Raw genomic sequence first — 22,195 nt, 5'->3', positions numbered from 1 at the left:
AAAAATAGTTAAAACTCTGTACCATCACCAATAGCAAGTATTTACCTTAAAATTTTACGTCAGGCTGATATAGTTTTATGAAAATAATTACAAAATGTACCCTTATCCTCTCCAGCATCTTTTTGACAAGTTGTGTTAATCAAAATACAAAAATCTCCGCCAACATTATGCCCCTGACGAACCCTTGTACTAAGCTCGACTTACTTAAAAATGCTTATTATGATGACTTTAAGCAACTTAAAGAGATAAAAGTGGGCGGCAGAGTCAGTAATATGTGGAAAGCTAAATATCAGCTTTTTGGTGAAAACTGCCAAGTGTTTTCATGGGGCGGCAAGCAACACTCTTATTCTTGTCGCTTAGTTGCGCCAAATGAAGAAACCGCGCAAAACTATTATCACAATGCAAAAAAAATCACTCAACAATGCTTAGGTGATGAGTGGCAATTAGAAGAAAGTAAAAGAAAACACGATGATGGCATGAAGGCAGTTTTTACTAATCATGACGCTAAACATAGTGAGCAAGTAAGCTTCTCAACACATTTAGTACCAACATCGGGCTTATTTTCTACCACTTGGACGCTTTACTATTATGTTGGTAATAGTTCACAGCCAAGCAAGAAAGCAGATTAACGTCCAATAACCATCTAAAACTATTAAAGACACTTCTTTGAGTTATAAAAAAGCTGATAGTTACTTTTGAAAATAAGTAAATATCAGCTTTCGAATTTTATAGCCTACAACTCAGTTATAACCAGCAAGTCAGTAAAGTCTACTCACAAGGTAATAGTAACTAACAAGGCAATAGTTGCTAGCTATCTGTCGGCTCAAAACCGTCTAACGTTACCCCAGATAATCCACCTGTACCTGCTTGTTCATTACTACGTAATTTAATCATTAAGCGTAAATCATTTGGTGAATCTGCATGATGTAAGGCATCAGCATAAGTGATCAAACCATTTTGATAATGATTAAAAAGCGCCTGATCGAACGTTTGCATGCCTAATTCATTAGACTTTTCCATAACCTCTTTAATACTACCAATATCACCTTTTTTGATAAGTTCACTGATATAAGGCGAGTTAAGTAAAATCTCAATGGCGGCAACTCGACTATGGCCGTCTTGTGTCGGTACCAGCTGTTGAGCAATAATGCCGCGTAAGTTTAATGCCAAATCAAATAATAATTTACCGTGTTGATCCGCTGGCACTAAATGCATAATCCGATCAATGGCTTGGTTGGCATTGTTAGCATGCAGGGTAGCAATACATAAGTGACCCGTTTCAGCAAAACTTAGCGCATGCTCCATAATTTCTTGGTTACGGATTTCACCAATTAAGATAACATCCGGCGCCTGTCGTAATGAACTTTGCAGTGCAGCGTCAAAAGATTCGGTATCTAAACCAACTTCACGCTGAGTGATCATACTTTTGCCATGTTCATGGACAAATTCCACCGGATCTTCAATGGTTAAAATATGGCCACAAGAATTACGGTTACGATAACCTATCAGTGATGCCATTGAGGTTGATTTACCCGTACCGGTACCACCAACAAAAAGTACTAAGCCACGCTTAGACATAACAACTTCTTTAAGTATCTGTGGTAAACCTAAATCGTCAACATCAGGTATTACAGTGACGATACGACGAGCAACCATACCGGCCATATCTCTTTGCCAAAAAGCAGAGATACGAAAACGGCCAATATCATCAATTTCAATAGCAAAGTTACATTCTTTTTCGTTATGAAATTGCTGCTGCTGTTTTTCATTCATGGCGGCATGGACAAGTTCTAAAGACTCTTCAGCCGTTAATACCGCATCATCTATCGGTTGCAACTCACCATTTATCTTTGCGCTTACCGCCATTTTGGCGGTGACAAACATATCCGAAGCGTCTTTTTTTACCATTTTTTCTAATAATTGATGAAGTCTCATCTAATATCCTCTATTTCTTTTACTGGCAAAAGCTAGGTGCTAAAAACCTGAAAATTGATTTTTATCAACCGCTTTTTCCATGGCATCTTGTTTGGTAATCATGCCGCGATTTACTAGGTTTTGCAGACATTGATCCATGGTTTGCATACCGTGTTGCATACCGGTTTGAATAGCCGAATACATTTGCGCTATTTTATCTTCGCGAATCAGGTTTCGAATAGCGGGTACACCAATCATTATTTCATGGGCAGCAACACGACCACCACCAACCTTTTTAATCAAAGTTTGAGAGATAACAGCACGTAATGACTCAGAAAGCATAGAGCGCACCATAGATTTTTCTTCACCCGGAAAAACATCAATAATACGGTCAATAGTCTTGGGCGCTGAAGTGGTATGCAGTGTACCAAAGACTAGATGACCCGTTTCTGCTGCTGTCATGGCTAAGCGAATAGTTTCTAAATCACGCATTTCACCAACGAGAATAACATCAGGATCTTCACGTAAGGCAGAACGCAATGCCGCTGAAAAACTCAAAGTATCACGATGGACTTCCCTCTGGTTAATCAAACACTTTTTGTTCTCGTGCACAAACTCGATAGGATCTTCGATGGTAAGAATATGATCGTGTTTGGTATTATTTATATAATCAACCATGGCCGCTAAGGTGGTTGATTTACCCGAGCCGGTAGGTCCTGTTACTAAAACTAAGCCGCGCGGGGTATCGGAAATTTCCCGAAATATTTCCGGACAACCTAAGTCGTCAAGTGACAGGATTTTACTTGGGATGGTACGAAACACGGCTGCTGGACCGCGATTTTGATTAAAAGCATTCACCCTGAAGCGCGCTAATCCGGGGACTTCAAAGGAGAAATCCACCTCTAAATTCTCTTCATATTCTTTGCGCTGACGGTCATTCATAATGTCATACACTAAAGCATTAACATCTTTAGCATCAAAAGCTGGGATATTAAGTTTACGTATATCACCATCTACACGAATTGACGGTGGTGTGCCCGTTGATAAATGTAAATCTGATGCGTTATGCTGTACGCTAAATGCAAGTAGTTCGGTAATATCCATAAAAGCCTCTTTTATACGGTAATAAATAGGGTGATAAAAAATAATGTTTTTATCTTTTATCGGTAATAATTTAATAGGTTATACTATCCAGAAAATAATATAAGTTAAAAAGTTCACGCTAAATTCACATGATAAACATTAAAGATAATCTTGATAAAATTAAAGCGCAAATTCAGCAAGCTTGCCAGCAAAGTGGTCGATTAACTCATCTTAGTGAACAGTCAAAGCAATCATTGCCAGTATCGCTACTAGCAGTCAGTAAAACTAAGCCAGCGGCCCTCATCGAGCAGGCCTATTTAGCCGGGCAACATGATTTTGGTGAAAATTACCTGCAAGAAGCCATAGAAAAAATAGCCCAGCTGGCACACTTAAATGAGGCAAGTTGGCACTTTATTGGCCCAATTCAGTCGAATAAAACCAAACAAATTGCCAGTAATTTCTCTTGGGTTCATAGTGTCGATAGAGAAAAAATTGCCCTGCGCTTAAATCAACATATCCAAGATAACAATTGTCACAATACTCCGCTAAACATATGTTTACAAGTGAATATTAGCAATGAAGAGTCAAAATCAGGTGTTGCTATTGATGACATTTTTTCGCTCGCTGAAATAGTCAACAACTGTGATAAACTCACCTTACGTGGCTTAATGGCCGTACCTGAAAAAAACGCCAGCAGCGCCTGCTATGAAAAAATGCAGCAATTATTTGCACAATTGCAAAAACAGTACCCCAGTGTCGATACCCTTTCTTTAGGTATGTCTAATGATTTGGAACAAGCGGTGGCTCACGGTTCAACCATGGTGAGAATTGGTACCGCCATATTTGGCGAACGAACATATAAAAATTAACCTTAGGACATCTTTATGAACAAAATTGCCTTTATTGGTGCCGGTAACATGGCGCGTGCGATTATTATTGGCCTAGTCAACTCAGGTGTGGCAGCACAAAACATCATGGTGTCTAACCCTTCTGAGGCAAAGAGACTGAATCTGGCGCAAGAATTCGGCGTTTTACAAACTGATGACAATAATAAGGCCTGTGAATTTGCTGATGTGGTTGTGCTTTGTGTAAAGCCACACTTTATCACTGACGTTTGTCGACAAATAAGTCAGGCTATCAGTATTTCCGGAAAACTGTTTATCTCCGTTGCCGCAGGGACTACAGTGGCACAGATTCAATTAGCGCTATCAAAAAACAGCCAGGTAAACTTGCCGCCAGTGATTCGCGTTATGCCTAACACGCCAGCACAGTTGGGCCTAGGCATGAGTGGTTTATATGCCTCACCTGAAGTTAGCACAGAGCAAAAATCGATTGCCGAGAAGCTTATGACTGCTGTTGGCAAAATAATTTGGCTTGCCACAGAAGATAAGATTAATGATATTATCGCCGTTGCTGGCTCTGCTCCAGCTTATTTTTTCTTGTTTATGGAAGCTATGGAGAAACAAGCGCAACATTTAGGTTTTTCTGCCCAAGAAAGTCGTATGTTAGTACAGCAAACGGCCCTAGGCGCAGCACAAATGGTTGCCCATAATGACGATGCTATCTCTACTTTGCGCGCTAATGTCACCTCAAAAGGTGGTGCTACCCATGCAGCAATAGAGCAGTTTAAGCATGATGGTATCGAAGAAATGGTGAAAAATGCCATGAATGCAGCCATTACCCGTGCTGAAGAAATGGCTAAATAGCTCATTTCATTTACAGGATTTTTAATTAGAAACTTATTATTAAAAATTTATAATTCTAAAAAATTAATTACCAAATTTAAAATTAACTAGAGGAAAACCAATGGAAGCAATTATTTATTTGCTTAGATTCGCCTTCGACGCCTTGTTAATGATTTTAATCATGCGCATATGGCTACAATGGGTAAAAGCTGACTTTTATAACCCATTAAGCCAATTCATTGTCAAAGTAAGTAACCCATTAGTGGTACCACTGCGCCGAATTATTCCTGGATTCGGCGGGTTAGACCTGGCAACCATAGTTGTTGCTTATATTGTCGCAACATTAAAATTTGTTACTCTGGCGGCTTTATCCGGTGAAAGCTTAGGTGTTTTAGCCTTTTACATCGGTTTATTAGTGTTATTAAAACAAGCGGGCTTCTTACTGTTTGTATTAATGATCATCATGGCTATCATGAGTTGGGTAGTAAAAGGCTACAATGCTACATTAATGGTAATTAGCCAATTAACAGACCCTTTTTTACGACCTATTCGAAAAATAATCCCCAATATGGGTGGTTTAGATTTATCCATGTTAGTTGCGTTTTTGGCGATGAATGTCATCAATATATTATTGGCAAGTTCACTGCCTTATTGGGGCGCGTTATAACATAGCAGTTTGCCTATATGTTTGAACTTAACTTACTTTAGAACTGTTCTATAATAAAAGAGAGTAATAGCACAGTTCTAAGTCTGCAGTACTTTTTTTGGGAGATCCACATGAAAACTTCAATCATCAAACTACTTATCGCACTTAGCCTTAGCTTGTTTGTGATGACCAGTGTTAGCGCTGAAAACATGAAAAAATTAGGTTCAATGAATGTACATTACATGGCTATTGGTTCAACCTTTTTCACCCCTGAGATAGCTAAGGTCTATGGTATTACCCGCAGCCGATACAATGGTTTAATCAATATTTCGGTATTAGACAATAGCCAAAAAGGCACACCAGCCAAATCAGTGAGTATTACCGGTAAAGCTAAAAACAATCTGGGACAATTTAAAGACCTAGACTTTAAAGAGGTCAAAGAAGGTAAAGCTATTTATTATCTCGCCCAAGTAAGCTATCACAATGAAGAAACCCTTCATTTTGATATTATGATTAATGATGGTAAAGAAAAGCAGCAATTAAAATTTTCACAAAAATTCTATGTTGATTAATAGCAAACGCCGTTAACTTGGTATACCAATTCAAGTAAGCTTCTTACCACACAGCGAGACTTAAAAGGCTTAGAAGCAAGGCATTGATTGAAGAGAATAGTTATTCTATTGTCAAAATCAATAACGCTGCATGTAAGCCTTTTAAACCCGCCCTTAGGGAGTTTGTCAGCAATTCGATAACTGCACATAATTCCCTTAATATAGAATGACTATACATAAAGAAATTCTATTTGTTCTCAAAACGCTGACAAGCTCTGAGTGGGAACAAGCTTTATTGATTTGGTATTATTAAAAAAGAGCTTTATATAGCTCTTTTTTTTAGCCTTAATTTTAGCGATACAGGCCAGTATAAGGTAGAATGGCGCCTTTAAAATATCATCGATAAAAATCGCAATAGCCACAGGTAAGCATCATGTCAAAAGTAGTATTAGCCACAGGAAATCAAGGCAAAGTTAAAGAGTTAGCACAATTGTTGGCTGAGCAAGGTCTTGAAGTAGTTCCGCAAAGTGAATTTGATGTACCTGAAGTTGCCGAAACCGGCACTACCTTTGTCGAGAATGCCATTATTAAAGCCCGTCATGCGGCAAAAATTACTGGTTTACCTGCTATTGCCGATGATTCAGGTTTAGAAGTTGATGCTTTAAATGGTGCACCGGGTGTTTATTCTGCGCGTTACGCTGCCGACATCACCCAAGGGCAAGTAACCGATGATGATAATACCAACAAGTTACTCGCCGCTTTAGCCGATACCCCGGATGAGCAACGAACGGCACGCTTTCACTGTGTGCTGGTTTATATGAAACATGAAAATGATCCAACACCACTTATTTGCCATGGTGTATGGCAAGGTACTATTTCAAGAAGTAAACAAGGTGAACAAGGCTTTGGTTATGATCCGGTTTTTTGGCAAAATGATTTACAAATGTCCTCAGCGCAATTAACACGAGATGTAAAGAACCAACGCAGTCATCGTGGTCAAGCATTAGCAAAATTGGTTGAAAAACTTAACCTTGCTACAAAGTAAACTTTTTAAAGCCCTGTGCTTATGTTAGGTATGTTAGATATGTTAGAAAACCAGCCACTTTCACTATACATCCATATTCCATGGTGTGTGGAAAAATGCCCTTATTGTGATTTTAATTCCCATGCCGTTAAAAGCGCTATTCCCGAACAGGATTATGTTAGCGCTTTAATTGCCGATTTAGATGCTGATATTAAGCGTTTTTCCTTAAGCGATCGCCCATTACACTCAATATTTATTGGTGGCGGAACACCGAGTTTATTTTCAGCTGCATCAATTAAAATCTTACTAAAACAGGTGCTGAGTCGCTTCGATCATAAAGCAGATATTGAAATCACCTTAGAAGCCAACCCAGGTACCGTTGAAGCCGACAAGTTTATTGGTTTTTACAATGCGGGTGTAACTCGACTTTCTATTGGCGTACAAAGTTTTGCATCTGATAAGTTGATAAAACTCGGACGTATCCATGATAGTAATCAAGCCCAAACTGCGGCAAAACTAGCCACAGATAGCGGGGTAACCAGTTTTAATTTAGATTTAATGCATGGTTTACCTAACCAGTCTTTGGAGAATGCCTTAGACGATTTAAAAATCGCCATTAGTCTTAACCCTCATCATATTTCTTGGTATCAGTTGACGATTGAACCTAATACTATTTTCCACTCTAAGCCACCGAAATTACCCGTGGATGATGTTTTGTGGGAGATCCAAGATAGAGGAGTAGAGTTGCTCAAAGAAGCGGGTTATATCCAATATGAGATTTCAGCTTACGCTAAGCCAGGTTACCAATGTCAGCATAATATAAACTACTGGCAATATGGTGATTACCTTGGCATTGGCTGTGGCGCTCATGGCAAGATTTCCGATAGCCGCACACAAAAAATAATGCGTACGGTTAAGGTTAAGCACCCTAAAGGTTATTTGGATGACAAGCGAGATTTCTTAGATCAATTATCAGAGGTCGATGAAAGTGAGCGTTCGTTTGAGTTTATGATGAATCAGTTAAGGCTACATCGTGCTTTTAGTGTCGAGCAATTTCAAAAAAGCACGGGGCTTAAAATCAGCTCCGTACTGCCGTTACTAAAAGAAGCTCAGCAAAAAAAACTCATGGTTTTTGAAATGCGAGACAATGAAGAATATTGGCTGGTCACGACAACAGGACAAAGATATTTAAATGACCTGTTGGAAATTTTCTTATGACACTAACACCATCATCAAGCTCACAGCTAACACAAAACCCTGAGCAACAACGTCAGCTTGATTTAACGTTTATGCAAAGGGCTTTCGAGTTAGCTCAGCAAGCTGAGCAACATGATGAAATACCGGTAGGTGCCGTGGTAGTGCATCAAGGCAAGATTATTGCTGAGGGCTTTAATCAGTCTATTATGCTTAACGATCCGTCAAGCCATGCGGAAATGAATGCTATTAGACAAGCGGGGCAATTTCTTAATAATTACCGACTACTAGACTGTACCTTATACGTAACTCTTGAGCCCTGCCCTATGTGTGCTGGCTTATTAGTTCATAGCAGAATAAAGCGCTTAGTCTATGCCTGCAGTGATCTTAAAACAGGCGCCGCCGGTAGTGCTTTTAACCTAGTCAATAATCCACAGCTAAATCATCAGTTGGAAATAAGCTCAGATATAATGCAAGAGGATTGTAGCCAACTGCTATCTGCCTTTTTTAAACGTCGTAGAAAGGAAAAAAAACAAGCTAAACAAACTGCTCTTAAGTGAGCAATATCGCCGAAAAACCTTGCGACTAGAAATAGCCGCTAATTGATGGCGAATATTGAACCCTGTGCTAACTTATATGTATTCCTCTTATTTAGTTATATTAATTTTCTATTTTCTGAATCATTACTTAATTAACAAACTAATAAGCTCATCATGCAGTATATGGCTCATGGAAGAACCCCTATGTCGGCTTATTTTGCACGTAATTCAAAAGAAAGATCAGGTCAACAAGTAAATAATCAAATCACTAACACCACATTTTTTGATAGCAAGAAAAAAAGTTTCTTAGTTATAGTGCTGGTATTGTGTTTATTACCTAGCCTACTCAATTTATTGGGCCTCGACTTCTCTTCCAACATCACCACGCTAAACACTAATCAAGCGATTAAAGAAAATCACTTGTTTTATGCCCTTGCCGGAGCGCTTCATCACACATTATTAGAATGGTCTGCAGTAGTTTTAGCTTTACTCACTTTTATTCTGGCATTGGTGCATTACCGTATCCATCGTGATGTTGCTATCCCTATAATGGGCATGGCAATTTTTTGTGCTGGCTCAGTCGATGCCTTTCACACGTTAGCTGCCACTCGTATTATTTCAGCACAAGCAGCAAATACCGATTTCATTCCTTTTACCTGGGCTTTATCTCGAATATTTAATGCTTGTATAATGATAACTGGCACCCTGATATCTTTTATGCTTTACGCAAGGGAGCGCCAAACTGACAAAAATAGTGCTGAATATGCACAAACAAAAAGTAAAAATGATTATCGAGCAATACTCATTATCGGCCTTTGTTTTATTACCTTAGCTTATGTCTTAGTTCATATTGCCGCTAATAGTACGACCTTACCGCAAACCATGTTTAAGAATGCACTGATCACTCGCCCATATGATGTCTTACCCTTAGGTTTATTTATCTTTGCCGGCAGCTTATTTATCAATTTATATAGGCAATTCCCTACATTAGCTAAATATGGCTTATTACTCAGTGTTATCCCCGAGGTCACCACACAAATTCATATGGCCTTTGGTTCAACGGCATTGTTTGATAATCACTTTAATATTGCCCATAGCTTGAAAATACTGGCTTACGGTTGCGCCTTTTTAGGCTTACTTTTTGATCTAAAAGCAACTTCAATAAATCAATTGAGTCAAGAAACAGCAGCGACCTCGAAGTCGATGCACTCCCTAAACCAGAACTTAACTGACAATACGCTATTGAAAAATGAGTTATTAGAGGTTGGTCATACTCGACATTCTATTAGCATGCAAATACCTATCGCCGCTTTTATTTTGGTATTAAGTGTTAGCACTTTGGTGAGTTTTTTATTTTATTTTGAAACTGAACGCTTGTTAACTCAACAAACCAGCAATGAAGTAGCTATTGAAAGTAACCTTGTTGAACCAATGATTGAACAACTTTACAGCCAAGCCAATTCTGATATTTTATTTTTGAGTCGTACTTCTGGTGTCCAAGGGATACTTAACTCTTTAGAAAAACCTGATGAGCATAACTATCAATTATGGAAGAGCCTAATTGAGCAAACCTTCAGTGAATTCCTTATTAATAAAAACTTTTATTATCAAATCCGCTACATAGGCATCGCCAATAATGGTCAAGAAATAATTAATGTCCGCAACGATAGCCAAAGTATCGTTATACCAAAGTCTCGTTTACAGCAAAAATCTGCTCGGCCATATTTCAAAGCCACTATAGATAAAGATCCCGGCCAAGTATATTTTTCAAAAATAGAGCTAGCTAAAAATCACGGGGAAATTGAAACACCTCATAAACCGGTATTGCGCGTAGCCACGCCAATTTACCATCCAAGCACAGGTGATATCTTTGGCCTTATCGTTATTAATATAAATTTTGGCGACTTTATTGCCCAGCTTAAAAGCAGAGAGTTAAGCCAATTATCTTTTTACTTAACCAATAAAGGGGGGGACTTTGTTTCACACCCTGACAATAGTAAAACCTTTGGTTTCAATCTCGAACAACGTTATTTAATACAAGATGAATTTCCTGAGTTAGCACCTGTGATTAGTGAGCAATTAACGGAATATAGGATGGAGAGTGTCACTATTGATGACCATAAGTTTCTAGGCCATTATCAGCAAGTCAATTTAAATCGCTTTGATAACATTCATCAACTTAACTTATTGGTACTAAAAGACAGTACTGAAATGGAACAAACGCTAGCGGCCTTTAGAATTCGTAGCTTATTACTTGGTAGTGCCTTAGCTTTAGTTGCATTAGCCATAGCAACCGTTGCCGCTAGGCGTATTGCCACGCCATTACAGCAAATAACAGATAGCTTAGAAAATTATGAGAAATCTAATACATTAAGTACTCTCCCCACCCAAAGTAGCACCGAAATTGGTGTACTTGCACGTAGCTTTAGTAATCTATTTACCCAGATGCAATTTTCTCTGCGGGAGCAAGAACACTCGGCACTTTTGGCAAAACAAAGCTCAGAGCAAATAAATGCCATATTTTCCAGTGCCGCGGAGGGTTTTATTACTATCAATGAACAAGGCGACATCATTGCTTTTAACAAAGCGGCTCAAGAAATGTTTGGTTATAGCGAGGCAGAGGCGCTTAATCAAAATGTTCGTACTTTAATGCCAATCCAGCAAAGTTCTAAACACGATGGCTACCTTAATCAATATAAAGCAACGGGTATAGCTCATATAATGGGTATAGGCCGGAAATTACGTGGCCAGAAAAAGTCAGGAGAAATATTTCCCATTCATTTATCCATATCAAAGGTTAGTAGTGAGCAAGGCATAGTTTTTACTGGCATTATCCGAGACATTTCAAAAGAAGAACTACTCGAATTAGAGCAAGAACAACATCAACACGCTTTAATGGAAGTAAACGAGCGAGTAAACCTAGCTACCGATGCTGCTGGTATAGGTATTTGGCAATATGACATTATAAATAATAAGCTAACTTGGGATAAGTGGATGCATAGAATATATGCAACACGACCACAAGACTTCGCTGGTAACATTAAGGACTGGCAAAAATCAGTACATCCAGAAGATATTAATTCCGCAAGCCAAGCAATCACTGAAGCCATTGAAAATAAGACAAATTTCGACTACGAATTTAGAATAGTCACTCCAACTGGCACGATAAAACATATCAAAGCAATGGCTTTAGTAAAATTAGATAGTCAAGGCAATGCCGTACAAATGACCGGCGTTAACTTTGATATTACCGAGCGCAAAGTTGTTGAGCAAGAACACATTGCCGCCAAAGAATTAGCCGAAGATACTGCTCGCCATAAGGCAGAATTTCTTGCCAGTATGAGTCATGAAATTCGTACCCCAATGAATGGTATTCTTGGCATGCTTGGCTTGCTGCTTAGAAATGAATTAAGCGAAGAACAAATGCACAGAGTAGAGCTGGCTAATTCAAGTGCTGAAGCCCTACTGAGCTTGATTAACGATATTCTTGACTTCTCTAAAGTCGAGGCTGGTAAGCTTGATTTAGAAGTGATAGATTTTGATTTAAGAAATCTTTTTGGTGAGTTTAGTGAATCACTGGCTTTAAAAAGCCAAGAAAAAAACATTGAGATTATTCTTGATGATAGAGGTATTCAACAAAGCCATGTCAAAGGCGACCCTGGACGTCTCAGACAAATTCTTAACAACCTAACAGGCAATGCCATTAAATTTACCGAGCAAGGTGAAATAGTTATTACAGCAAAGTTAGTTGAAGAAAAACCGATTAATAGCCCTGAAGAAAGCCAACTGACCCTGCACTGTAGTATTACTGACACTGGCATAGGAATTCCCCCCGATAAAATATCTAACTTATTTCAATCATTTACTCAAGTTGACGCTTCAACAACCAGAAAGTACGGCGGCACAGGCTTAGGCTTAGCCATTTGTAAACAACTCTGCCAACTAATGCAAGGTGATATAAAGGTATCCAGTACTTTAGGGCAAGGATCTAACTTCTCCTTTACGGTAAGTTTATCAAAGAGTGAGCAAGCTAAAATTGTTCTGCCTATTGTTGATATAAATAACGTGCCCATGTTAATCGTTGATGATAATGCCACTAACCGATTTGTATTAAAGGCTCAACTAGAGCATTGGGGAGCAATCGTTTACGAGGCCGACTGTGGTTTATCCGCGTTAAATTTACTAGAAAGTAACGCGCAAAATCCAGAGCAATCAAATATTAAAATGGCTTTTTTTGATATGCATATGCCTCATATGGATGGTGCAACATTGGCAAAAGCGGTAAAAAACAATCCGCATTTAGAAAAGGTAAAACTGGTAATGATGACTTCTATGGCAGCCCGCGGTGATGCAGATTACTTTAGAGGACTTGGATTTGCGGCTTATTTTCCAAAACCAGCCATAACAAAAGATTTATTTAAAACCTTAAGCTTGTGTTTAGCAGAGAACGAAACATCGTCACAACCATTGCCACTTATTACTCGCCACTATTTAAAAGACGTTGAATCTAACGAGCAAGCTAACGTCAATAAAAACTTAAGCCAGTGCCGATTATTATTGGTAGAAGACAATCGTATAAACCAAGAAGTCGCTCGCCATATTTTAGCTGAATTTGGTATAGTGCCAGACGTTGCTGTTAATGGTTTAGAGGCATTAAACTTTCTTAAATCAACGAAAGGTAAATCAGCAATCGGTCAATCAACAAAAGGGCAATCAACTCAAGGTAAGCCGCCATATGATATTATTTTAATGGACTGTCAAATGCCTGAAATGGACGGTTATCAAGCAACGGCAGCCATTCGGCAAGGGGAGGCAGGAGAAGAAAGTAAGGCGGTAACGATTATCGCCATGACAGCCAATGCCATGAAAGGAGATAGAGAAAAATGCCTGGCAGCAGGGATGACGGATTACTTAAGCAAACCCATTGATCCAGTAAAACTAAAAGAAAAACTTACGCAGTACGCTGAGTTAGTCATTAACGCTGAAAAAATTAGCCCTGCAGTCTTTAATGAACTTGAGCGCCCCCCCCTAGTTGAAGTGCCAGAAAAAATAGCCGCTGAAAGTGATGGACCTTTATCTAAAAAGCAAGAGCAACTGATGGTATGGCAAAGGGATAAATTTAGTATGCGTTTAAATAACAATGAGGATTTTCAACACAAGCTTATTGCACTATTTTTAGAAGAGGCGCCAAAACAACTTAGCGCGTTAGCCATAAGTATTCGTCAACAAGATAACAAACAGCAACATGAAATTAGCCATAAAATTCAAGGGATGACAGCAAATTTAAGTGCTCAATCACTACTACATCACACCCGTAACTTTAATCACTATTTAAGAACATCTCCCCCTGCTTATGCTCAAATAGATACACTATTCCAAGCAATGCAATTAGCTTATCAAGCGCTTGAGCAAGAATTAAAACAAGTAATCAATGAAAAACTCATCCAGAGTTAATAACAAGCAAAATATTTATGAATTTTGGCCACTCTAGCGAAGGGTATATTGTCTACTTTTTAGAGTGATTGTATTCGCTTAAATTTGATATACCAAGCACATTAAGGTATTAATAGAGGCGTAACAACAGCAAAATAAAAATAATACTAATTACCAGTCAGTATAAGAAAGTACTCACGTAGCGAGAATATAAAGGCTAATAGGCAAGGCTTTGATTGTAGATAATGGGTTATTCCCTTATCAAAATCAATAACGTAGCATATAAGCCTTTAAAACTCGCCTTTGGCATACATGGGGCACCATGATAACGTTACAAAATGAATGAAATATAGAACGACTATATCACTATTCATTTTGTGTGTTCTAATGTCGCCCATGTCATTCTAAGTGGTCACTTCTTTATGCTGAATGGTATCAAATAGCTAAAGGTTATCACTACACATGGTCAAACGTCTTCTGCCCATTTATCATACGGGTTGGTTTTATCTACTGCTATTATTCTGGGGTTTTAGCTTTTGCTATGTTGCCAATGGCGGCCTAAACCAGGTAAACCAATTAAATATTAATGCCCTCGCCAAACTAACATCGATGCAAACTTTACCTGGGAATAACACAACGTTTGACTCTAATAACATTTTAACCTTGTATTCTTCCTTCGATGATCACGAGCTAGACTCAATAACAACAATATTGTCATCTCATCCTCAAAGTCAAATCACCTTGCTTGCTAAACCATCAAGCACATTTATGAGCCAACTTGAAAGTTATTTAGCTAGCAGTCCTAGGTATCATAAAGTGATCATTGCATCCGCGAATAGCTCATCAACGCAAGCGCTAAATAGCCAATCGTCAACACTACTTGCCCGCACATTGTCTTGGTTTAGGTACTCAGCAGAGCATAAAATCAAAAAAATAAACTCAACACACTTTATTTACACGCCATTTTTAATCAATGAGCGACAAAGCTTGCCAATAATATGGCAACAGCAAGATGGAATATACCTAAGTTTAGCCGGTGAAATTCTAAAGCAATTAAGTGTAAATAATGAGCTTAGTCTCAATCAAAATTGGCAATTAAGCTTAAGTAACAAAGAAAATAGCCTAATCCCTACAGAGCTATCATTAGGTTTTTTTGGCGATGTATTCACTTCTGGCGACGTGGTTCAAGTTAGTCAGGAAAATAGCGCTAAGTTAGACCGCTTATCTAACCCAGAAGATATTGCTAGTAATGCAGTTGCCCTTACTTCGGTAAAACACTTTATTGAGCAGCAAGACGCCTTAGATTCTGCTACTTTTTCACCAAGGCAATATAAGGCCATAATTATCATAGATGATAATTATGGCCATCAAAAAATGGTGCTACCTTTAGTTAACAAATTAATTAAAGGTGATTATTTATCGCAAAACTTAAGCACTGTTTTATTATGCTGGGCTTTGGCGGCTATCGCTTTAATTTTAGCTTGGTTCATACGCCACCTGCATATTAAACAACAGCTAATAGGCATAGTGAGTTACAGCTTAGTATTATTTATCATTCAATATTTTATGTTTAAGCAGCAACAATGGCTTGAGGTGCTTCCGGTTGTGCTTTTACTGGCAGGTTCATGGTTATTACTTTTCGCTTATCAAAAGGAATTTAACTTATTTTTATCGGCTCTTAATTATCGAACAGAGCACTTACCTAGTGCGTCACTCGCCACCATGGTTGGAAAGGCTGCCCCCTTAAGCAACAAGCAAGTAAAAATAGCACAGTCATCATCTCCGGCTGTGAAGGATGTCACAGTGACAAAAACCAATAGTGCCCGAGTGGCATCGCCCGTTAGCACCATAGCTATGCCCGCAGAAGATTTTGAGCAAACCTTAGTGATAGTTGATAATCCGTTACAAAGTCAGAGCAAGCTTAACCATCACTTAACCGTTAAGAATTTTGGCCGCTATCAAGTGGAAGGTATCTTAGGCAAAGGCGCAATGGGTATTGTCTACCAAGGTGTCGACCCTAAAATAAATCGGCATGTTGCCATTAAAACTTTGCAATTAAGTGATGATATTGACTCAGCTGAATTTACTGAAGCCAAAGAAAGGTTCTTTAGAGAGGCGCAAACTGCTGGTGGTTTAAGTCATGCAAATATAGTTACCATTTACGATGTCGGTGAAGAAAACAAGCTAGGTTATATCGCTATGGATCTACTGACTGGCGCGCCCTTATCACTATTTATCCAACCAGAGAAAACACTGCCTATTCCATTGGTTTATCAATTATTAATACAGATAACCGATGCCTTAGATTATGCCCATAAGCAAAACGTTGTTCATAGAGATATCAAGCCAGCCAACATTATTTATGATGATGACTTACTCAAAGTCACGGTAACGGATTTTGGCATAGCCTACGTCAGTGATAACAGTAAAACCCGTACCGGTATTATTATGGGCAGCCCTTATTACATGTCTCCAGAACAAATACTGGGTTTAAAAGTTGACGGTCGTAGTGATATTTTCAGTTTAGGGGTAACATTTTACCAGCTACTTTGTGGCTATTTACCTTTCGAAGGCGAGTCCATCGCCACCGTTGCCTATCAAATTACCAAAGCAAAAGCTGTTGCCGTTAATCAACGAAATCCCGCGTTGCCAACAAGTGCTCAGCGTATATGTAATAAAGCCATGCATAAAGATATAGATAAACGTTATCAAAACATGGCAGAATTTAAGCTAGCGCTTGCTAATGCGCTTAAAAGAGACTTTAAAGTCAGCGCACTCTAATAAAAACAAGCTATTAACTAGTCCGTTAAATAACGACTTTTCATCATAAGATAAAGGCATTAACAGTTAACTCCTATGAATTATCACATTAAATCCCTATGTCATCAGGGCGCGATTCGAGACAATAACGAAGATGCGATAAGTTATGGCGTCAATGAAGATTTAGGCATTACTTGGATGCTAGTTGCAGACGGAATGGGTGGACATAATGCCGGTGAAGTTGCCAGTGCAATGTTAGTAGATCATATTAAGACTGCATGGCATAAAATCTCCGCTAGCCCACAACTCCATTGGCAAACATGGATAACAAAGCAGCTTAGTGACGCCAACATGGCTATTTTTCAACAAGCAAAAAGCACAGTAACACAACAAGGCATGGGCACTACTGGCGTTTTGATGGTAATAGACAAGGATGAATGCCATATTGGCTGGGTTGGTGACTCACGCGCTTATACCTTAAAAGGCAATAGCTTAGTTCAAGAAACAGTCGATCATACTATGATTCAAGAATTAGTTAATAAAGGCGCAATAACCGCGGCAACAGCACGAACATCTAATACTAAAAACTTACTTTCACAAGCGATTGGTGTTCGAGAAACAATAGCTGTTGATACCACAAGCATTGCAATAAATAATGGCGATACCATTATGCTTTCAACCGACGGCTTACACGACTATTTAACCGAGCAAGAAATTAGTCAGTATCTCTCGGAATTTTCAGCTGGTGAAAATGTCTGTAATAAGATGATAAATCATGCGATAGCCAAAAACAGTAGAGATAATCTCACGGTCGGTTTAATCAATTTAAGTAATTAACTAAAAAATAAATATAGCTAAGAAAAATAACTAATAAAATATAACTAAATTTGGAGTTTTTATGGCTTATTTAGCCTTAAGTGTTGAAGATGTGATTATTAATAAATGGCTACTTGTTGAAGGTAATTTATCCATCGGCCGTGCAAGTAGTAATGACATACAAATTAATGATGCCGCAGTCAGTTCAAAACATGCGCGTTTAATCACCGAGCCAGACCCATTTATTGATGGTCAATTGGTCACTTATTTAGAAGATCTTGCCAGTACTAATGGTATTGAATTAAATGGCAACAAGGTGTCGCGTGAAAAACTCAACCATGATGATGTTATCACTATTGGCTTTAATCAATTTCAGTTAATTGATAAGCCAACAAATAACCTTGATGAAACAGCTATAATTATTAGCTAATTCAATAGAAATATAAGAATTAGGCCCTTTTTCAGCGTAGTGAATTAAAAGTTATTGAATAATTAACTAAGCTGATTACTGGCTTGCTCAACAACTTCATTCATTACTTGATTAAAGTGAGACTGTCTACGCGAGGTCATTTTATGATGTTGACGGTTTAACTGTTTTCTTCGTTGATTATTCTTTAAAGTTCTTTTCATTTTATTATCACTCTAGGTAAGATTATTTTTAATTACCCTTAGACTATAGCTTGGTAAAATGACAATTTAATGACAACGAGATTCAGAGAAATCATTACTCAATTCTCTGACTTAATTCAGGCTTATTTCATACTTGTTTCAAGATACAATCAGCCACTGTAGTGGCTGAGAAGTTAAACTGAGCAAAGCGCTCAAAGTAGCGATAATAAAATAACAATACGAACATTATTTATATTGTTAACTACCAATTAAACCGAACTCGGCATAAGTTGCTTTAGGCGGGTAAGAAAGTTTTTATTTTTTACTATCCTTGTCGGCTTCTTTAACAACCTCTAGCGTAGGCTGTACAGCAAGCTCTTGCTCAAGCAGTTCAATATCAAGCTGAGAGGCTTGTTGCGCTTTTTCTTTTTGCTCTAGTACTTGTAATTCTTGTGCAAGCCTTAATGCATGTGCTTGCTCTTTGGCTTTATTATCTAACCAGCTCAAGGTGTCGTAATAACGACGAATATTGTCAACATAATGCACTGGCTCTTCTCCACGCGCATAACCATGTTTAGTCTTTTTATAATATTTTTTCTGTTGCAATAACGGCAAGCGAGTTTTAACTTCGACCCAGCGATCAGGGTCACCGCCTTGGCGTTGGGTGATAATCCTCGCATCATTTAAATGGCCAAAACCAATATTATAAGAAGCTAAAGCAAACCAAATACGATCTGGTCTTGGTATTCTATCAGGCATCATAGCAATCATGCGCTTAAAGTATTTTGCCCCGCCTCGAATACTTTGCTCGGTATCTAAACGGCTTTTAATACCCATTTGTTTTGCTGTGGCTAATGTCAACATCATCATGCCACGCACACCGGTATATGAACGTGCTGTTGGATTCCAGTGTGATTCTTGGTAACTAATGGCAGCTAATAAACGCCAATCGATCTCTTGGGCATATTTCTCAAAAAAATGCTGATATTTAGGTAAAGTTGTTGCTACCGCTTTAATAAATGTCCGGGTTTCAACATAGTTAAATTGTTCAATATGACCATAATATTTGTCATCTAACGCTAGCAAAGTACCGTCGTGATGTACTATGCCAAAAAACTCAATCAGGCTTGCTAAGATATCATCATGACTGTTTTTACTGACCATCCAAGCTAAAGGCTCTGGCTTGTTAATACTAAAACCAATACTTATCTCAGGGTAATAACTGCGGTTAATGGCTAAGTTATTACTGTCAATCACGGTATAATCTATTTCACCACTGAGTACTTTAGCCAAAAGCTCTTCGCTATCAAATTCAATGGTTTCTTGCCAGGTGAGTTCGCTATGGGTTAGCTTTAGCTTTTCAAGGTTTTCCACATAACTTGACCCCGTGGTAACCATTAACTTACCCGCTAAGTCAGCCACTTTTCTAGGCCTGATATTACCTTGCTTAAAGACTAATTTCTGGCTGATAGTTTCATAACTCGGCGCAAAGCGAAAACGCTGTAGGCGCTTTTCAGTTTTTGACAAACTAGCAGCCAACAAATCAACCTCACCGGTATTTAACTTGATGAAAAGTTCATTAAGGCTATAACTTGGGATAATGCGCAATTCGACATTAAGCGAGTCAGCATATTTTTTTGCTAATTCATATTCAAAGCCAGCAAAGCCATTGGCTGTGGTGTAATAGTTTGTTGGGCCGAAGATTGTGCCAACATTTATATAACCTCGAGCTAAAATACGAGATAAACTTGAATAGTCATTTTTTTTATCACAGCCACTTAATAGAAGAGTGGCAAAAACAAGCAAGAGCAAAGAGGCAAACTTAGTTATTAGCTTACCCTCTAATTTACGCTTGAACAGACTCTTTAACTTAGTATCTAAGTTAGTAAAGAGCTTAGCTTTTATTGGAAAATATAAATATTTAGTCATGACTTCAATTGTGTCGTGTATTGTTCTATTAGCCAAGCACTTTTTACCTGACACTAGTGTTAAGTTTTTACTTGACTTTTTCCGTTAACAAAAGCGTTAATTTCAACTATAATACGCGCGAAATTTTCGGTTAGCTTTTACTGTGCAGATTCAGCAAGTAAAAGCCAATCAAAGCCCTACATAATATTTGGTGATTACCCTATGACGATGTTGATTAAAAACCTTCGTGGCGCTCCAGCACTTTCTGAGTTCAGAGTTAAAAAACTATTAGCTCAATGTAAACAGTTACAGCTGCCAGTAAATGATATTTATGCTGAATTTGCCCATTTTGCTCAACTTAATGAAGACTTAAGTGCCAGTGAAGAGAATGTTTTACAGCAATTACTTACTTACGGCCCAACAATTGAAGAGCATCAACCTACAGGCTTATTTTTATTAGTGACTCCTCGTCCGGGCACTATTTCTCCTTGGTCATCAAAGTCTACCGATATAGCGCACAATTGTGGCTTAGCTAAAGTGGTTCGATTAGAGCGCGGTATTGCTTATTATGTTTCATTCGAAAATGATGCACAGTTAAATGCAGAGCAAGAAGCGCAATTAAACGCATTACTGCACGATCGTATGATGGAAAGTGTCTTTAATGATTTCGAAGAGGCAAGCAAGTTATTTGCCAGCAGTGAGCCTGGTGAATTAACCGCAATTGATATTGAAAATGGCGGCAAACAAGCGCTTGTTAAAGCGAACGTAGAATTAGGTTTGGCTTTAGCGGATGATGAAGTTAATTACTTATTTGAAAACTTCACTAAGCTAGGTCGCAACCCACACGACATTGAACTTTACATGTTTGCTCAAGCAAACTCAGAGCATTGTCGTCATAAAATTTTCAACGCAGACTGGACTATTGACGGCGTTAAACAAGAAAAATCTTTGTTTAAAATGATCCGTAATACTCACGAAATTAATGGTGATTACGTCCTTAGCGCTTATAAAGATAACGCTGCTGTAATGGTCGGTAATAAAGGTGGTCGTTTCTTCCCTAACCCTGAAACTAATGTTTATGGTTACCACCATGAAGACATTCAGATTTTGATGAAAGTTGAAACTCATAACCACCCTACCGCTATTTCTCCGTACCCTGGTGCTGCAACTGGCTCAGGTGGTGAAATTCGTGATGAAGGCGCAACCGGTATTGGCTCAAAACCAAAAGCAGGTTTAGTGGGCTTCTCAGTATCTAACTTACGCATTCCTGAATTTGTCCAACCTTGGGAAACAGATTTTGGCAAACCAAGCCGTATTGTTACTGCTTTCGATATTATGATGGAAGGTCCATTAGGTGGCGCTGCATTTAACAATGAATTTGGTCGCCCAGCTATTTTAGGTTACTTCCGTACGTATGAAGAAGAAGTTAACTCGTTTAACGGTGTTGAGGTACGTGGTTACCACAAGCCAATTATGCTTGCCGGTGGTTTAGGTAATATTCGTGATGAACATGTACAAAAACGTGAAATTATCGTTGGCGCTAACTTAATTGCCTTAGGTGGCCCAGCAATGAACATTGGTTTAGGCGGCGGTGCTGCTTCATCAATGGCTTCAGGTCAGTCAGCTGAAAGTTTAGACTTTGCTTCAGTACAACGTGAAAACCCAGAAATGGAACGTCGTTGTCAGGAAGTTATCGATAAGTGTTGGCAGCTAGGTGAAGAAAACCCTATCGCCTTTATTCATGATGTCGGTGCTGGCGGTTTATCTAATGCTTTCCCTGAACTCGTTTCTGATGGCGGCCGTGGTGGTGTATTCGAACTTCGTAACGTACCAAATGATGAACGCAGCATGGCGCCACATGAAATCTGGTGTAACGAATCTCAAGAACGTTATGTTATTGCCGTATCAGACAAGAATCTAGCGGTTTTTGAACAAATATGTGCCCGTGAACGTGCGCCATATGCTGTTGTTGGTCGTGCCACCGAAGAGTTGCAATTAACCGTTACTGATGCACACTTTAGTGACAACGAAAA

At 38.6% G+C, this 22,195-nt stretch carries 17 protein-coding genes; 13 read left to right on the top strand and 4 right to left on the bottom strand.

Going from position 1 to position 22,195, the window contains the following annotated elements; genetic code table 11:
• The first annotated feature begins 167 nt into the window (after positions 1–167).
• On the top strand, positions 168–629 hold the full coding sequence (locus tag HRT50_RS09795) for a hypothetical protein (RefSeq protein WP_291613887.1): 462 nt from the start codon (positions 168–170) through the stop codon (positions 627–629).
• Positions 630–807: 178 nt separating this feature from the next.
• On the opposite strand, the gene HRT50_RS09790 is transcribed toward HRT50_RS09795, so the two are convergent.
• Positions 808–1,935 (bottom strand): PilT/PilU family type 4a pilus ATPase, encoded by a 1,128-nt coding sequence (locus HRT50_RS09790; RefSeq protein WP_291613886.1) that lies wholly within the window; start codon positions 1,933–1,935, stop codon positions 808–810.
• A gap of 39 nt (positions 1,936–1,974) precedes the next feature.
• The gene (locus HRT50_RS09785; protein ID WP_291613885.1) at positions 1,975–3,018 is read right to left on the bottom strand and encodes a type IV pilus twitching motility protein PilT; all 1,044 of its coding nucleotides are present in this window, start codon (positions 3,016–3,018) and stop codon (positions 1,975–1,977) included.
• A gap of 128 nt (positions 3,019–3,146) precedes the next feature.
• On the opposite strand from HRT50_RS09785, the gene HRT50_RS09780 reads away from it, so the two are divergent.
• The 11 genes from HRT50_RS09780 (at position 3,147) to HRT50_RS09730 (ending at position 18,075) form a co-directional block, all read left to right on the top strand.
• Entirely contained in the window at positions 3,147–3,866 is a 720-nt protein-coding gene (locus tag HRT50_RS09780; RefSeq protein ID WP_291613884.1) for a YggS family pyridoxal phosphate-dependent enzyme, read from the top strand.
• A 15-nt stretch (positions 3,867–3,881) separates the two neighbouring features.
• A complete protein-coding gene (proC, locus tag HRT50_RS09775; protein ID WP_291613883.1) occupies positions 3,882–4,703 on the top strand; it encodes a pyrroline-5-carboxylate reductase in 822 nt (273 codons plus the stop codon).
• A 100-nt stretch (positions 4,704–4,803) separates the two neighbouring features.
• The gene (locus tag HRT50_RS09770) at positions 4,804–5,349 is read left to right on the top strand and encodes a YggT family protein (RefSeq protein WP_291613882.1); all 546 of its coding nucleotides are present in this window, start codon (positions 4,804–4,806) and stop codon (positions 5,347–5,349) included.
• A 110-nt stretch (positions 5,350–5,459) separates the two neighbouring features.
• The gene (locus HRT50_RS09765; protein WP_291613881.1) at positions 5,460–5,900 is read left to right on the top strand and encodes a DUF4426 domain-containing protein; all 441 of its coding nucleotides are present in this window, start codon (positions 5,460–5,462) and stop codon (positions 5,898–5,900) included.
• A 412-nt stretch (positions 5,901–6,312) separates the two neighbouring features.
• The gene (gene rdgB / locus HRT50_RS09760; RefSeq protein WP_291613880.1) at positions 6,313–6,924 is read left to right on the top strand and encodes an RdgB/HAM1 family non-canonical purine NTP pyrophosphatase; all 612 of its coding nucleotides are present in this window, start codon (positions 6,313–6,315) and stop codon (positions 6,922–6,924) included.
• A gap of 39 nt (positions 6,925–6,963) precedes the next feature.
• Positions 6,964–8,121 (top strand): radical SAM family heme chaperone HemW, encoded by a 1,158-nt coding sequence (hemW, locus tag HRT50_RS09755; protein WP_291613879.1) that lies wholly within the window; start codon positions 6,964–6,966, stop codon positions 8,119–8,121.
• Between the two features lie 71 nt (positions 8,122–8,192).
• Positions 8,193–8,657, top strand: coding sequence for a tRNA adenosine(34) deaminase TadA (gene tadA, locus HRT50_RS09750; protein ID WP_367238868.1), 465 nt, complete (start codon positions 8,193–8,195; stop codon positions 8,655–8,657).
• A gap of 183 nt (positions 8,658–8,840) precedes the next feature.
• A complete protein-coding gene (locus HRT50_RS09745) occupies positions 8,841–14,090 on the top strand; it encodes a response regulator (protein WP_291613877.1) in 5,250 nt (1,749 codons plus the stop codon).
• 441 nt (positions 14,091–14,531) lie between these two features.
• On the top strand, positions 14,532–16,850 hold the full coding sequence (locus tag HRT50_RS09740) for a serine/threonine-protein kinase (RefSeq protein WP_291613876.1): 2,319 nt from the start codon (positions 14,532–14,534) through the stop codon (positions 16,848–16,850).
• A 75-nt stretch (positions 16,851–16,925) separates the two neighbouring features.
• Entirely contained in the window at positions 16,926–17,666 is a 741-nt protein-coding gene (locus tag HRT50_RS09735) for a protein phosphatase 2C domain-containing protein (RefSeq protein ID WP_291613875.1), read from the top strand.
• A gap of 61 nt (positions 17,667–17,727) precedes the next feature.
• Positions 17,728–18,075: an FHA domain-containing protein gene (locus HRT50_RS09730; protein WP_291613874.1), complete on the top strand. Its 348-nt coding sequence runs from the start codon at positions 17,728–17,730 to the stop codon at positions 18,073–18,075.
• A gap of 62 nt (positions 18,076–18,137) precedes the next feature.
• On the opposite strand, the gene HRT50_RS09725 is transcribed toward HRT50_RS09730, so the two are convergent.
• Both HRT50_RS09725 and mltF read right to left on the bottom strand, forming a co-directional pair.
• A complete protein-coding gene (locus HRT50_RS09725; RefSeq protein ID WP_291613873.1) occupies positions 18,138–18,275 on the bottom strand; it encodes a hypothetical protein in 138 nt (45 codons plus the stop codon).
• A gap of 294 nt (positions 18,276–18,569) precedes the next feature.
• Positions 18,570–20,219, bottom strand: coding sequence for a membrane-bound lytic murein transglycosylase MltF (gene mltF, locus HRT50_RS09720; protein ID WP_291613872.1), 1,650 nt, complete (start codon positions 20,217–20,219; stop codon positions 18,570–18,572).
• A 171-nt stretch (positions 20,220–20,390) separates the two neighbouring features.
• Between mltF and purL the strand changes: the two genes are divergently transcribed.
• Positions 20,391–22,195: phosphoribosylformylglycinamidine synthase (gene purL, locus HRT50_RS09715; RefSeq protein WP_291613895.1), on the top strand; the 1,805-nt coding region annotated here is incomplete at its 3' end.

The organism is Colwellia sp. (genome assembly GCF_013215345.1).
Lineage (GTDB): Bacteria > Pseudomonadota > Gammaproteobacteria > Enterobacterales > Alteromonadaceae > Colwellia.
Note: the sequence above shows the minus strand (reverse complement) of the source record. Positions and strands in the feature narration are given on the sequence as shown.